This is a genomic window from Asticcacaulis sp. P2_B1 (assembly GCF_056404915.1).
In genome coordinates, this window is record NZ_JBFUDD010000015.1 from 26,154 (window position 1) to 39,455 (window position 13,302).

Annotated in this window: 12 protein-coding genes; 8 read left to right on the forward strand and 4 right to left on the reverse strand. The window is 61.8% G+C overall.

From position 1 onward, the window contains the following. Positions 1 to 36 precede the first annotated feature (36 nt). The gene (locus AC1DX3_RS21450) at positions 37 to 252 is read right to left on the reverse strand and encodes a zinc-finger domain-containing protein (RefSeq protein WP_476991389.1); all 216 of its coding nucleotides are present in this window, start codon (positions 250 to 252) and stop codon (positions 37 to 39) included. Positions 253 to 342: 90 nt separating this feature from the next. Here AC1DX3_RS21450 and AC1DX3_RS21455 point away from each other — a divergent pair, with 90 nt between their 5' ends. Continuing rightward, positions 343 to 1,617, forward strand: a complete 1,275-nt coding sequence (locus AC1DX3_RS21455) for an MFS transporter (protein WP_476991390.1) — start codon at positions 343 to 345, stop codon at positions 1,615 to 1,617. Between the two features lie 195 nt (positions 1,618 to 1,812). Here AC1DX3_RS21455 and AC1DX3_RS21460 read toward each other — a convergent pair whose 3' ends face one another. Next, on the reverse strand, positions 1,813 to 2,022 hold the full coding sequence (locus AC1DX3_RS21460; RefSeq protein WP_476991391.1) for a hypothetical protein: 210 nt from the start codon (positions 2,020 to 2,022) through the stop codon (positions 1,813 to 1,815). Positions 2,023 to 2,033: 11 nt separating this feature from the next. After that, entirely contained in the window at positions 2,034 to 3,320 is a 1,287-nt protein-coding gene (aceA, locus tag AC1DX3_RS21465; protein WP_476991392.1) for an isocitrate lyase, read from the reverse strand. A 301-nt stretch (positions 3,321 to 3,621) separates the two neighbouring features. Here aceA and AC1DX3_RS21470 point away from each other — a divergent pair, with 301 nt between their 5' ends. Continuing rightward, entirely contained in the window at positions 3,622 to 5,031 is a 1,410-nt protein-coding gene (locus AC1DX3_RS21470; protein WP_476991393.1) for a helix-turn-helix domain-containing protein, read from the forward strand. 83 nt (positions 5,032 to 5,114) lie between these two features. Beyond that, positions 5,115 to 6,224 carry an ABC transporter ATP-binding protein gene (locus AC1DX3_RS21475; protein WP_476991394.1) on the forward strand — a complete coding sequence of 370 codons (1,110 nt, stop codon included), beginning with the start codon at positions 5,115 to 5,117 and terminating at the stop codon, positions 6,222 to 6,224. 80 nt (positions 6,225 to 6,304) lie between these two features. Here AC1DX3_RS21475 and AC1DX3_RS21480 read toward each other — a convergent pair whose 3' ends face one another. After that, positions 6,305 to 7,657 (reverse strand): GH1 family beta-glucosidase, encoded by a 1,353-nt coding sequence (locus AC1DX3_RS21480; protein ID WP_476991395.1) that lies wholly within the window; start codon positions 7,655 to 7,657, stop codon positions 6,305 to 6,307. Positions 7,658 to 7,950: 293 nt separating this feature from the next. Between AC1DX3_RS21480 and AC1DX3_RS21485 the strand changes: the two genes are divergently transcribed. From AC1DX3_RS21485 to AC1DX3_RS21505, 5 genes are read left to right on the forward strand one after another with little or no spacing between them, the layout of a single operon-like run. Beyond that, the gene (locus AC1DX3_RS21485; protein ID WP_476991396.1) at positions 7,951 to 9,450 is read left to right on the forward strand and encodes a glucoamylase family protein; all 1,500 of its coding nucleotides are present in this window, start codon (positions 7,951 to 7,953) and stop codon (positions 9,448 to 9,450) included. Then, the gene (locus AC1DX3_RS21490; RefSeq protein ID WP_476991397.1) at positions 9,450 to 10,733 is read left to right on the forward strand and encodes a sugar ABC transporter substrate-binding protein; all 1,284 of its coding nucleotides are present in this window, start codon (positions 9,450 to 9,452) and stop codon (positions 10,731 to 10,733) included. Before AC1DX3_RS21485 ends, AC1DX3_RS21490 begins: the two co-directional genes overlap by 1 nt. Further along, positions 10,730 to 11,623 carry a carbohydrate ABC transporter permease gene (locus AC1DX3_RS21495; RefSeq protein ID WP_476991398.1) on the forward strand — a complete coding sequence of 298 codons (894 nt, stop codon included), beginning with the start codon at positions 10,730 to 10,732 and terminating at the stop codon, positions 11,621 to 11,623. Before AC1DX3_RS21490 ends, AC1DX3_RS21495 begins: the two co-directional genes overlap by 4 nt. Continuing rightward, positions 11,620 to 12,447: a carbohydrate ABC transporter permease gene (locus tag AC1DX3_RS21500; RefSeq protein WP_476991399.1), complete on the forward strand. Its 828-nt coding sequence runs from the start codon at positions 11,620 to 11,622 to the stop codon at positions 12,445 to 12,447. The genes AC1DX3_RS21495 and AC1DX3_RS21500 overlap by 4 nt, the downstream gene beginning before the upstream one ends. 25 nt (positions 12,448 to 12,472) lie before the next feature. After that, complete coding sequence (locus tag AC1DX3_RS21505) at positions 12,473 to 13,285, forward strand: carboxylesterase family protein (protein ID WP_476991400.1); 813 nt, start codon at positions 12,473 to 12,475, stop codon at positions 13,283 to 13,285. The last annotated feature ends 17 nt before the right edge of the window (positions 13,286 to 13,302 follow it).

Sequence of the window (13,302 nt, forward strand, 5' to 3'; positions counted from 1 at the left end):
TGCGATTGACATTTCACACCACTTTTCGGGGTGCGCTTAGTGCTCGCCTTCCGGGCGTGGCGCCGGATCGTGATAGTTGTGCGCATGGTCCTGATGCACGAACTTGCGATCGCAATAGCCGCATTCGCCTTCACCGTCGCCGCCCAGCTCGATATAGACCAGGGGATGACCCAGGGCGCCGCCGCCGCCATTACAGGCGACCTTGTGGGTGTCGACAAAGATGACTTCGGGCGGGGGAATGGTGTCGCTCATGATGAACCTTTATGCAGATCATAAAGCCTTAATCCATAACGCCCGCCCGCGTCAATTTGCACTTTCGCCGATTTTATGAAACGGTCCGGCATGACCCAAAAGCACAGCAAAATCGGTTCCATTCTCGGCGGCTCGATCGGCAATCTGGTGGAATGGTATGACTGGTACGCCTATTCGGCCTTTACCCTCTATTTCGCCGACGCCTTCTTCCCCAAGAGCGACACGGTCACCCAGCAGCTCAATGCCGCCGGCATCTTTGCGCTCGGCTTCCTGATGCGGCCGATCGGCGGCTGGCTTCTGGGATGGTATGCCGACCGCCACGGCCGCAAGACGGCCTTGACGGCATCAATACTGCTGATGTGCGCCGGCTCGCTGATCATCGCCTGCACACCGACCTTCGCCAGCATCGGTATTGCCGCGCCGATCCTGCTGCTGTTCGCGCGCCTGTTACAGGGCCTGAGCGTCGGCGGCGAATACGGCGCCAGCGCGACCTATCTGTCGGAAATGGCCGGTCACGAGCGCCGCGGCTTCTGGTCGAGCTTCCAATATGTCACCCTGATCATGGGACAACTGATCGCGCTCGGTGTCCTGATCCTGCTGCAAAAATGTGTCCTCAGCGAAGCGCAACTGAGCGCCTGGGGCTGGCGCATCCCCTTCTTCATCGGCGCGGCCCTGGCCCTGGTGGCGCTCTTCATCCGCCGCCACATCGCCGAGACCGAATCCTTCGCAAAATCCGCCAAGGTCAAGGGCAACCGCACATGGATGCTGCTGACCCAACACCCGTTGCAAGCTTTGCAGGTCATCGGGCTGACCGCTGGCGGCACGGTCGCCTTCTACACCTACACCACCTATATGCAGAAATTCCTCGTCCAGTCCGCCGGCTGGACCAAGCCCGACGCTACGCTCCTGTCAGCCGGCACCCTGTTCCTCTACATGCTGATGCAGCCCCTGTTCGGACTGCTGTCCGATCGCATTGGCCGCCGGCCCTTGCTGATCGGTTTCGGGGTATTGGGGACGCTTTTGACTTTTCCGATTATGACCGGCATCGCCCACAGCGGCAATTTCGCCGGCGCTTTTTTGCTGGTTCTGGCGGCCCTGATGATCGTCAGCGGCTATACCTCGATCAATGCGGTAGTGAAGGCCGAGCTCTTCCCCGCCCACGTCCGCGCGCTCGGCGTCGCCTTGCCCTACGCCATTGCCGTGTCGGTGTTCGGCGGCACGGCGGAGCTGATCGCCCAGGCCCTGCGCAAGGCCGGCCACGAGTCGTGGTTCTTCTGGTACGTCTCGGCCTGTATCTTCGTATCGTTGCTGGTCTATGTCTTCACGGCGGACACGCAGAAGACATCGGCGTTTCGGGAAGAATAGGTATCCGCAGATTAACGCAGATTTTAAGAGGTGATTTTTCAGAGCTCATCGATCTGAAAGCGTCGGCTCGGCTGCTCGATAGAATGCGAGCTTCGCTCGCGAGACTCGGCATAGTAAGCCGATCAAGGCACTGAAAAATCACCTCTTAAAATCTGCGTCAATCTGCGGACAAACCTTCCTAAACCTTCCTAAACCTTACTCATACCCATGCGCGGCTTCATTGATGACCAGGGTCGGCATCTTCGAAAAATCGACAGCCACCGGCCGCGGTGTATTGGCCTGAAACGTCTTGATGACGTGCTCCAGCCGGTGATAGACCTCACGACTGGTCTCGGCGTCCGGATCGAGGCGCAGGGGCGCAAGGCAGAACTCGATAATGGCTTGAGGGCGGTTCATGGTTTCCATAGCGATATCTCCTATTCGGCGGCGACAGTGAACTGAGCGGTCTCGGTCGATGACTTCATGGCCGTCGTTGACGACTGACCATTGCTGATCGTCACGGCGACCTTGTCGAAATAGCCCGTGCCGACCTCGCGCTGATGGCGGGTGGCGGTATAGCCGCGCGCTTCATTGGCGAATTCGCGCTGCTGCAGCTCCGAATAGGCCGCCATACCGTGGTCGCGGTAGCCGTCGGCGAGCTCAAACATGGCGTTGTTGAGCGAGTGGAAACCGGCCAGGGTGACGAACTGGAACTTGTAGCCCATGGCGCCCAGCTCGCGCTGGTATTTGGCGATCGTCGCCTTGTCGAGCTTGGCTTCCCAGTTGAACGACGGCGAGCAATTATAGGCCAGCAGCTTGCCGGGATGGACCTTGTGCACGGCCTCGGCGAACTTGCGCGCGTCGTCGAGATCGGGGTGCGACGTCTCCCACCACAACAGGTCGGCATATTGCGCATAGGCCAGGCCGCGGGCGATGCAGTGATCGAGCCCGGTGCCAGGCTTCAGGCGGAAGAAGCCCTCGACCGTGCGGTTGTCGCGCTCGATAAAGGGATGATCGCGCTCATCGACATCGGAGGTGATCAACTGCGCCGACTCGGCGTCGGTGCGCGCCACGGTCAGGGTCGGCGTGCCCATGACATCGGCCGCCAGGCGCGCTGAAATCAGGCTGCGTTCGTGCGCCTGGGTCGGGATCAGCACTTTGCCGCCTAGGTGACCGCACTTCTTTTCCGACGCCAGCTGGTCCTCGAAATGGACCCCGGCGGCGCCGGCCTCGATAAAGGCCTTCATGATCTCGAAACAATTCAGTGGTCCGCCGAAACCGGCCTCGGCGTCGGCGACGATCGGGGCGAACCAGTCGCGCTTGGCGCCGCCTTCGGAGTGTTCGATCTGGTCGGCGCGTTGCAGGGTGCGATTGATGCGCTTGCACAGTTCCGGCGCCGCATTGGCGGGATAGAGCGATTGATCCGGATACATGCTGGATGCGGTATTCGAGTCGGCGGCGACCTGCCAACCGGAGAGATAGATGGCCTTCAGGCCGGCACGCACCATCTGCATGGCCTGGTTGCCGGTCATGGCGCCAAGGCTATTGATAAAAGGCTCCGTGTGCAGCAGGTCCCACAGCTTGTTGGCGCCGCGTTCGGCCAGGGTATGCTGGATCGGAAACGAGCCGCGCAGACGCAGCACGTCCTGCGGCGAATAGGGGCGGGTTATGCCGTCGAAGCGGCCCTTGGGGGCGGACGGAACGAGGTCGTGGAAGCTGGTCATGTTTATTTTCCTTGGGGAGAAGGGATGGGTTGCTCCGCGGCGCGCCGGCGGGCCATCAGGGCGCCCGCGGTGAACAGGCCGAAGGCAGGGACATATAGCGCGGCCACATCCAGGGGGATGATCGGTGTAAAGTCTGGCAATGGTGTCATATTATGTCTCCGTATCTAGCTAGGCGTCCGCATTGGTGTTGAGACCATGAAACGCTTTTATGGTTGGGAAATATAGAGACGAGGCCGGCACAATCCGGTCATTTGGCAAATTGTGACATTGTAAGGTTTGTAAATTTGTGACAAAATAAGTCATGGCCGATCTCGATCGCAAACTCTTCCTAGGTGGCCGGCTCAAGCGCCTGCGCTACGACCTGAGCCGGACCCAAACCCAGATGGCGGCGGACCTCGGTGTCTCGGCCTCCTATCTTAACCACCTCGAACGCAACCAAAGGCCGGTGACGGCCCAGGTCCTGCTCAAACTGGCCGCCACCTACGATCTCGACCTGCGCAGCTTTACCGACGACAGCGAACCGGCGGGCGAGGCCGACCTGGTCGAAATCTTCGCCGATCCCCTGTTCAAGGACCTGCACCTGCCGCGGCGGGAAATCTCCGAACTGGTCGCCGCCTCGCCGATGGCGGCCGAGGCAGTGACGCGGCTCTACCGCGCCTATACCGAGCGCAAGAAACGCGACACCCTGATCGCCGCCACCGAAGACATGCTGGATCAATCACCGACCGATTGGGTGCGCGACCAGATTCAGACCCAGCACAACTTCTTTCCCGAGCTCGACGAATTGGGTGAAGCTCTGTTCGCCGTTCTGGGCGGCGATCCCCACACGCTTGAAGACGCCGCGACACAACGCCTGAAAAGCCAATACGGCATCGATATCCGCCTGATGCCGGCCAGCGTCATGATGATCTATCAGCGCCGCTTCGATCCCCATCGCCGCCGGCTGATGATTTCGGAAACGCTCGGTGCCTCATCGCGTCGTTTCGCCATCATCTACCAATTGGCCCTGTCGGAACACGGCGCCGCCATTAATGCCATGGTCGACAAGGCCAATGCTCCGGATCTGGCGACTGCGCGCCTGTACAAGATCGCCCTGCTCAACAATCTCGCCGCCGCGACCCTGTTGCCTTACGCGCGCTTCCTCGAAGCGGCCGAAGCCAATGGCTACGATATCGAGCTGATGCGGGCGCCGTTCGAGGTCTCGTTCGAGCAGGCGGCACAGCGCTTGACCACCCTGTCACGCCCGGGCAGCCGCGGCGTGCCCTTCTTCCTGATGCGCATCGATTCCGCCGGCAATGTCTCGAAACGTTTCGCCGCTGGACATTTCCCGTTTTCGCGATACGGCGGCGCCTGCCCGCGCTGGAACATCCATCAGGCCTTCCAGACTCCTGGAAGGATCGTTACCCAAGTCATCGAGACACCGGACAAGGTGCGTTATTTCACCCTGGCACGGACACTCGATCGTGGCCTGCGCGCCTATGACGGCGGCGCCTATGCCGAGCAGGCGGTCGGTCTGGGTTGCGAGCTGAAATATGCCGAAAAACTGGTCTATGCCCGCGGCCTCGACCTGATCCAGCCTAATGCGGTCGAAACCGGCCCGATGTGCCGGCTGTGCGAGCGGCCGAACTGCCGCGAACGCGCCGCCCCGCCGGCTGTCAAGGCCTTGCAGATCGACGAATGGATCAAGGGCGTCACTGCGTTTCCGTTCTAATTATTTACAGGAGTTACAGCGGCTTAAGCCCTTGTGAGAGTCTCTTTTCGTGGCTATTCTGACCACTCACGCAAAGGGCAAGAATGGCCAAGGTCGAACTCAGGGGGCTCGAAAAAGCTTTCGGGACGCAAACCGTCCTGAAGGATATCGACCTCGACATCCGTGATGGCGAATTCGTCGTGATCGTCGGCCCGTCCGGCTGCGGCAAGTCGACCCTGCTGCGCATTATCGCCGGCCTGGAGCAACCGACGTCGGGCGAACTGTTGATCGAAGGCCACGACGCCCTCGAGGCCACGCCGGCGCAACGCGGCGTCGCCATGGTGTTTCAATCCTACGCCCTCTATCCGCACCTCAATGTCTACGACAATATGGCGTTCGGCCTGCGCATGGCCAAGGCGTCGGAGGCCGACATCAAGGTTGCTGTGCATAAGGCGGCGCGACTGCTTGGCATCGAAGCCCTGCTCGAACGCCGCCCCAAGGCCCTGTCCGGGGGGCAGCGCCAGCGCGTGGCCATCGGCCGGGCCATCGTCCGGCAACCGAAGCTGTTCCTGCTCGATGAACCCCTGTCAAACCTCGATGCCGGGCTGCGCGTCCATATGCGCCACGAATTCGCCCGCCTGCACCGCGAACTGGCGACGACCATGATCTATGTTACCCACGACCAGGTCGAGGCTATGACCCTGGCCGACCGCATCGTCGTGCTCAATGCCGGCCGCATCGAACAGATCGGCACACCGACGGAGATCTATCACGCCCCGCGCAACCTGTTCGTCGCCTCATTTCTCGGCTCGCCGCGCATGAATCTCCTGCCCGGCGAGGTCGTCCGTGTGCTCAAAAGCGGGACCAAGGTGCAACTGATCTCTGGCGAAGAAATTATCGTATCCACCAACGGTGCCGGCGCCAAGCCAGGCGATGCCGTTCAGGTTGGGGTGCGGCCGGAATCCCTGCATCGTCAACCCGATGACAACACCTTGACGGTCACGGTCGACGTCGTCGAAACCCTGGGCGCCGCACGCTCGATCTACGGTCTGGTCAAGGGCGCCGAACATCCGGTTTGCGCCGTCCTTGGCGGCGCCGATCCGGTTCGCCACGACGATGTCATACGGCTTTCTTTTGCCGCCTCCGACGCCTATCTCTTCAACGCCGAAGGCCAGGCTTTCCCGCGCCTGACGGCGGTGAAGAAAGCATTATAAAAAAGCCCCGCCGGCTTCTCGGGCAGGCGGGGCTCATTTGACAGGTCGACGCCGTTAGGGAGACCGGCGCGAACCTGAAACTACAAGGCTTCAGCGAGAACTCCACCGTGCGAGGCGATGACCCGGCTGTAATAGCGCGCGCTGTCCTTGGGTGTCCGCTCCAGGGTCTCGAAATTGACATGAACAATGCCGAAGCGCTTGGAAAAGCCCAGCGACCATTCGAGATTGTCCATGAACGACCAAACCATGTAGCCCTTGATATTGACGCCCTGCGCAATGGCTTCGCGGACCGCCAGAAGATGCTTTTGCAGGTAATCGGTACGCAACGGATCGCGCACCCGGCCGCCCTCGGCCGTGGGCGGATCGAAAAACGCAGCACCGTTTTCGGTGATATAGAGCGGCACATCGCCATAGCGTGACTTGACCCAGGTCAGAGTGTCGGTCAGGCCCTGCGGGAAGACCTCCCAATTGGTCTCGGTATAGGTCGCCTGGCTCTGTTTGACCGGCGACGCCTTGACCGGCCAATCGGCCTCGTCGTGCCGCGTGACGCTGCGGGTATAGTAGTTGACGCCGATGAAATCGATCGGTTGCTTGATCAGCTCGAAATCGCCGCGCGGCCATTCCGGCCAGGCACCATTGAACACCTCGCGAAGCTCGACCGGATAGGCACCCAGGATCGCCGGATCGAGATATTGCTCATTCATATAAGCGCAAGCCCGCCGCGTCGCCGCCGCATCCTCATTGGAGCCCGAGGCGGCGTATTTCGGCTCGATATTGACGGCGATGCCGATCTCATGGCGGCCGACCTCGCGATAGGCCTTCACGGCGGCCCCGTGGGCCCGCATCATATTGTGCGAGGCGATGGGCGCCTCATAGAGATTGCGGTGGCCCGGCGCGATCGTGCCGTGCAGGTAGCCCTGGTCGGATACCACCCACGGCTCGTTCAAGGTCGTCCATTTCTTGACCCGCCCGTCATAGGCGGCGAATGCCACCCGGGCATATTCGGCGAACCAGTCCGCCGAGTCCCGGTTGAGCCATCCGCCGCGGTCGTCCAGCGCTGCCGGCAGATCCCAGTGATAGAGCGTCACGATCGGCTCGATATCGTTGGCCAAAAGTTCGTCGATAAGGTCGGAATAAAACTTGATCCCGCCCGGATTCACACGGCCCGTGCCTTCGGGCAGCAGCCGCGCCCACGACAGGCTGAAACGGTAGGCCTGCATGCCCAATGACTTCATCAGGGCGACGTCATCGCGGAAACGATGATAGTGATCGCAGGCGACATCGCCATGGGCGCCATCGCGCATTTGACCCGGTGTATGGGCAAAACGATCCCAGATGCTGGGGCCCTTACCGTCGGCATCCTTGCCGCCTTCGATCTGATAGGCCGACGTCGCACATCCCCATAAAAACCCATGTGGAAACTGTGTTGACATCGATGCTGCGCCCTCCGAGGCCGGCCATGTAGAAGATGTGACGAAACGCCCCGGCGCGACAGGTTTTCCGTGTCGGCGCAAATCCTGTGTAAACGGTTATATGGTCGTTGACAAGAAAATTGTAAGCGTTTACAGCCGCTATCTGAGGCGTTAAAAAGTGCCCAAAATATAGTGGATGGCAGGCCTGGAAACATGAAGCTTGGGTGGGCTCAGGGCTCACCTGTTCAACGTGAAATGACAGGATGCGGCGGCTGAGTTTGGTGTTAATCTGCCGCTCAAAAAGAGGAAACGACATGTCGGGATTGCCTGCCACACGGCGGAACCTTTTGCTTGGCCTGGGCGGCACGCTGGCCTTGGTATCGTCCCTGGCGGCTTGCGCGAAAGCCAATGCACCGGCCGGCCAGGCCGCCGCAGGTTTCGATGCCGCGCTGAACGACCTGCACCGTCGTACTTTCAATTATTTCTGGGAAACCAGCGATGCCGCCAGCGGTCTGGCGCCCGACAACTGGCCCAATCCCGACTTCTGCTCGGTGGCCGCCGTCGGCTTCGCCCTGACCGCCTACTGTATCGGCGTCAAGAGCGGCTACGTCACCCGCGACCAGGCGGCCCAGCGCACGGTGACGACCCTTCGCACCTTCTGGAACGGTCCCCAGGGCGACGCCAAGACCGGCATGATGGGTTACAAGGGCTTCTTCTACCACTTCCTCGACATGAAGACCGGCCTGCGCTTCAAGAATGTCGAATTGTCGAGCATCGACACCTCCCTGTTTCTCAACGGCGCCCTGACCGCCGCCGGCTACTTCGACGGCAATACGGCGATCGAGAACGAGATCCGCCAGCTGGCCATCAACATCTATGAACGCGTCGATTGGACCATCATGGCGCGCGACAACGGCCTGATCAGCATGGGCTGGCATCCGGAAAGCGGCTTGCCCGACCACGATGCCCGAGGCCTGATCGAGCGTAGCTGGGACCGCTATAACGAAGGCATGATGGTCTATCTGCTGGCGCTTGGTTCACCCACCCATGCCATTCCCGCCAAGGCCTGGACGTCGTGGGCGGCGACGCTAGACGGCACGTGGGGCACCAATTACGGGGAGACCTATCTCGGCTTCTCCCCCATGTTCGGCCACCAGTACAGCCATATCTGGTTCGATTTCCGCGGCATTGCCGACGCCTATATGCGCGGCAAGAGCAGCGACTATTTCACCAACTCGACCAAGGCGACGCGCGCGCAACGCCAGTATGCCATCGAAAATCCCGGCCACTTCCGCGATTATGGCGCCGATATCTGGGGCCTGACCGCCTGCCGGGGTCCGAAGGATGTCCAGGTCTCGGTCGACGGTCGCCAGATACAGTTCCATGAATACGGCGCCCGCGGCCCGGCCACCGGCGACGGCGAATCCTTCGACGACGGCACGATCGCCCCGACCGCGGCCATCGGCTCCATGCCGTTCGCCCCCGATATCTGCACGGCGGCGGCCAAGGCCATGGTCGCCAAATACGGTTCCGACGTCTATGGCGAGTACGGCTTCTTCGATTCCTTCAACCCCAGTTTCCCGGCCACCATCGGTACACGAACCGGCCATGCTACGAAAAAGGCCGGCTGGGTTGCCTACGAATATCTCGCCATCGACCAGGGCCCGATCCTCACCATGCTGGAAAACCACCGGTCTAGCCTCGTCTGGGACACTTTCAACCGCAGCCCGGCCACCGGCGCCATCGTCCGCCGCGCCTTCACCGCCGCCGGTTTTACACCCATCGCCGCGTCCGGGAACTGGCTGAAGACATGATGAGCGACCGGCGCAGGTTTGGTCTGGCCCTCGCGTCGCTTGCCGCCGCCCTGCCGGCTGCCTGTACCCGCCCGGACCAGCCCCTGCGCGTCTGGGCCATGGGGATCGAAGGCGAGGCGCTGGGCGCCTTTGCCCGCGAGTTCGAAGTCAAGAATCCCGGCAATGCCGTCCGCGTCCAGGCCCTGCCATGGGGCGCGGCGCATGAGAAACTGCTGACCGCCTTCGCTGCCGACGACCTGCCCGACATCATCGCGCTCGGCAATACCTGGGTCGCCGAATTCGCGGCACTCGGTGCCCTCGAACCGCTTGACAGCCGCCTGCTCGGCAGCCAGGTCAAGTTCGATCAGTTCTTTTCCGGCGCCCGCCAGACCGTGACCATGCCGGGTGCCGCTGGTCACAACGAAGTCCTGGGCGTGCCGTGGTATGTCGACACGCGTCTGCTCTTCTACCGCAAGGACCTCCTTGCCGACGCCGGCTTCGACGCCGTTGCGACGACCTGGAGCGATTGGGACCGGCAATTGGCGGCCTTGTCGTCGGGCCCGCGCCAGGGCCGCTACGCGCTGCTGATGCCGATCAACGAATACGAGCCGCTGGTCGCTCTCTGCCTCCAGGCCGACACCCCGATCCTGCTCGACAACGGCACGCGCGGTGGCTTCCAGCAAAAAGGCATGCGCGCCTCCTTCGCCTATGCCGCTTCCCTCTACCAACGCGGTTACGCCGCGAAAATTACGCATGGCGAGGTCACCGATCTCTATTCCGCCTTCGCCCGCGGCGACTACGGCTTCTACATCACCGGCCCCTGGAACCTGGCCGAGTTCGCCCGCCGTTTGCCCGCCGACCTTCACGACCAGTGGACGACGGCGCCATTGCCGGGCCCGAACGGCCGCGGCGTATCCTCTGCCGGCGGCGTCTCCATGTGCCTGGCCAGGACGTCGAAGGCCAAGGATCGCGCCTTCAAATTCCTCGAATATATGGCGACGTCGCGCCAACAGGCTGCCTTCTATTCGGTTACCGGAGACCTGCCGTCCGACCAAAGCGCCTGGCCGATGGCCGGTCTGCTGCAGGACAGCCGTCTGCACGCCTTTTTCGAGCAACTGAACCTGACCCGTCCCGTACCCCAGGTCCCGGAATGGGAGCGCATCGCCAATGAGATGGTGGCGGCCCTGGAACGCGTCGTCCGCAACCTGACCAGTCTCGACGCCGCGCTGAAGGGACTTGACGAATTCGCCTGGTCGACCCTGGCCAAGCGCCGCGCCATGCTGCAGGCGAGAGGGCACGCATGAGGTCCTTTCGCACCGTCATCAGCCATCTCTCGCCCGGCCATGTCTTCGCCGCTCCGGCCGTGCTGATCCTGGGCGTTTTCTTTTTCGCGCCCGTGCTCGGCGCCCTGCTGATGAGCTTTACCGACTTCGACATCTATGCCCTGGCCGACCTCAAGAACCTTCGTTTCATCGGCATCGACAACTATATCAACCTGGTCACCACCCCCTTGTTCTGGAAGGCCTTCGGCAATACCTGCTATTTTGCCCTGGTCGGCGCGCCCCTGTCGATTGCGGTTTCGCTCGCCATGGCCATGGCCCTCAACGTCCCCGGCATCGGCCTGAAGGCGCTGTACCGCACGGCCCTGTTCGCCCCCTATGTCGCCACCCTGGTCGCCGCCGCGGTCATCTTCCGCTACATGCTCGACTTCCAGTATGGTTGGGCCAATCAGGCCCTCATGCTGGCAGGCCTCAAGCCGATCGACTGGCTGGGCGATCCGCATTTTTCCATGCCGGCCATCATCCTGTTCTCGGTGTGGAAGAACTTCGGCTACAACATGCTGATCCTGCTGGCTGCCCTGCAGAAAATCCCCGAGGATCTCTACGAATCCGCCCGCGTCGATGGCGCCGGTCCGTGGTCGCGCTTCGTCCATGTCACCCTGCCGGGCGTCGCGCCGAGCCTGTGGATGGTCGCCCTGCTGACCGTCGCCGGCTATTTCCAGCTGTTCGCCGAACCCTATGTCATGACCCAGGGTGGGCCGGCGCAATCGACCGTCTCCCTGCTCTATTTCATGTATCAGGACGGCTTCAAATACTGGAATCTCGGCCACGCCTCGGCCACCGCTTTCGTTCTGTTCGCCGTCTTGATCGGCATCAGCTTCCTGCGGCCCCGTTCCGACGAGGCGTTTGCATGAGAACGCGCCTCAGCACCGAACGGATCGTCATCAGCGCTCTCCTGATCGTGGCGTCCGGCCTCGCCATCTTTCCGCTCCTGTGGATGGTGTCGATGTCCTTCATGCCGGAGGCCGAGGCCAACGCCTTTCCGGCGCGCCTGTTCCCGCAACACCCGACCCTGGCCAATTTCGCCGAGTTGTTCGCCTATCAGCACATGGGCCGCATCGTGCTGAACAGCCTGCTGGTCTCGGCGCTCGCCACGGCCCTGTCGCTGGTCTTCAACGTCACCGCCGGCTATGCCTTCGCCAAGCTGCGCTTCAAAGGCCGCGAAAAGCTGTTCCAAACCCTGCTGGCGGCCCTGGTCATCCCCAGCCAGCTGACCATGTTGCCGCTGTTTTTCCTACTGAAGAACCTGCACCTGCTGAACTCCTATCTTGGCGTCGTCGTGCCGTTCATGGCCTCGCTGTTCGGCATCTTCCTGGTTCGCCAATATGCCTTGAGCCTGCCCGACGAGATGCTGCAGGCGGCGCGCGTCGACGGCGCCAATGAATGGCAGGTCTTCCGTCGCATCGTGCTGCCCAACCTGACACCGATCGTCGTGACGCTAGGCGTTTTCACCTTCCTGTCGGCCTGGAACGACTTCCTGTGGCCGTTGATCGTGCTGTCCGACGACAATTATTACACCCTGCCACTGGCGATTGCGTCCTTGTCCCAGGAACATATCCAGGACCAGGGCATGGTCATGGCCGGCGCCACGGTCACCATTGCGCCGGTGATCCTCCTCTTCGTGGCGTTGCAAAGACACTACGTACGCGGGCTGTTAGCTGGAAGCGTGAAAGGCTAGAATGATGAAAGCAATGACATCGGCCATGAAAATATTCTCCTCCCTTGTGAGGCGTTCTTCACGCCGAAACGGGGGAGGTGGCATCGCGACGCCCGAAGGGCTAGTCGATGACGGTGGGGGCCTGCCGTCGGTTTCCGCCTGCGCCGTAACATTCGCCGCCCTTGCCCTTTCCGCCTGCGCCTCCCTCCCGCAAGCCAACCTCACACCCGGCGCCACACCCGGCACGGTCGCCATGGCCGACGGCACCTCCATCCAGTACGAGACTTACGTCCCCGCAGACTACCACGGCGGCAAGGCGCCCCTGCTGATCTTCCTCCATGGCTCCGGCGAGGCCGGCAGCGATGTCGCAGCCGTCATGGGGCCCGGGCCGTGGCAATATGCCAAGGACCACCCAGACTTTCCTTTCATCATCGTAGCGCCGCAACAACCGCGCGATGAGGAATGGGATCCCCAACGCTTGAAAGCCTGGCTCGACGTGCTGGAGACCCGCCTGCCTGTCGATAAACATCGCGTCTATCTCACCGGCCTGTCACTGGGCGGCGGCGGCTCGTGGGACTGGGCCATGACCGAGCCGAAACGTTTCGCCGCCATCGCCCCTGTCTCAGGCTACTCGAACCTCAAGACGCCCTGCACGATGAAGGGCGACCATGTCTGGGCCTTCCACGGCGAGATCGACGACGTCGTGCCGATCAAGGACGAACAGGCCATTGTCGACGCTGCCAAGACCTGCGGCGTCGATGTCAAATATACGATTTATCCCGGTGGTAACCACAATGCGTGGGACGCCACCTATGCCAATCCGGAGCTCTATGCGTGGCTCCTCTCTCACAAAAACTAGTCCTTACAGGTGATGAT

Excerpts from the sequence above, each read along its gene's own strand:
- AC1DX3_RS21450 (WP_476991389.1), bottom strand. The coding sequence starts at position 252 with ATGAGCGACACCATTCCCCCGCCCGAAGTCATCTTTGTCGACACCCAC.
- AC1DX3_RS21455 (WP_476991390.1), top strand. The coding sequence starts at position 343 with ATGACCCAAAAGCACAGCAAAATCGGTTCCATTCTCGGCGGCTCGATC.
- AC1DX3_RS21460 (WP_476991391.1), bottom strand. The coding sequence starts at position 2,022 with ATGGAAACCATGAACCGCCCTCAAGCCATTATCGAGTTCTGCCTTGCG.
- aceA (WP_476991392.1), bottom strand. The coding sequence starts at position 3,320 with ATGACCAGCTTCCACGACCTCGTTCCGTCCGCCCCCAAGGGCCGCTTC.
- AC1DX3_RS21470 (WP_476991393.1), top strand. The coding sequence starts at position 3,622 with ATGGCCGATCTCGATCGCAAACTCTTCCTAGGTGGCCGGCTCAAGCGC.
- AC1DX3_RS21475 (WP_476991394.1), top strand. The coding sequence starts at position 5,115 with ATGGCCAAGGTCGAACTCAGGGGGCTCGAAAAAGCTTTCGGGACGCAA.
- AC1DX3_RS21480 (WP_476991395.1), bottom strand. The coding sequence starts at position 7,657 with ATGTCAACACAGTTTCCACATGGGTTTTTATGGGGATGTGCGACGTCG.
- AC1DX3_RS21485 (WP_476991396.1), top strand. The coding sequence starts at position 7,951 with ATGTCGGGATTGCCTGCCACACGGCGGAACCTTTTGCTTGGCCTGGGC.
- AC1DX3_RS21490 (WP_476991397.1), top strand. The coding sequence starts at position 9,450 with ATGAGCGACCGGCGCAGGTTTGGTCTGGCCCTCGCGTCGCTTGCCGCC.
- AC1DX3_RS21495 (WP_476991398.1), top strand. The coding sequence starts at position 10,730 with ATGAGGTCCTTTCGCACCGTCATCAGCCATCTCTCGCCCGGCCATGTC.
- AC1DX3_RS21500 (WP_476991399.1), top strand. The coding sequence starts at position 11,620 with ATGAGAACGCGCCTCAGCACCGAACGGATCGTCATCAGCGCTCTCCTG.
- AC1DX3_RS21505 (WP_476991400.1), top strand. The coding sequence starts at position 12,473 with ATGAAAATATTCTCCTCCCTTGTGAGGCGTTCTTCACGCCGAAACGGG.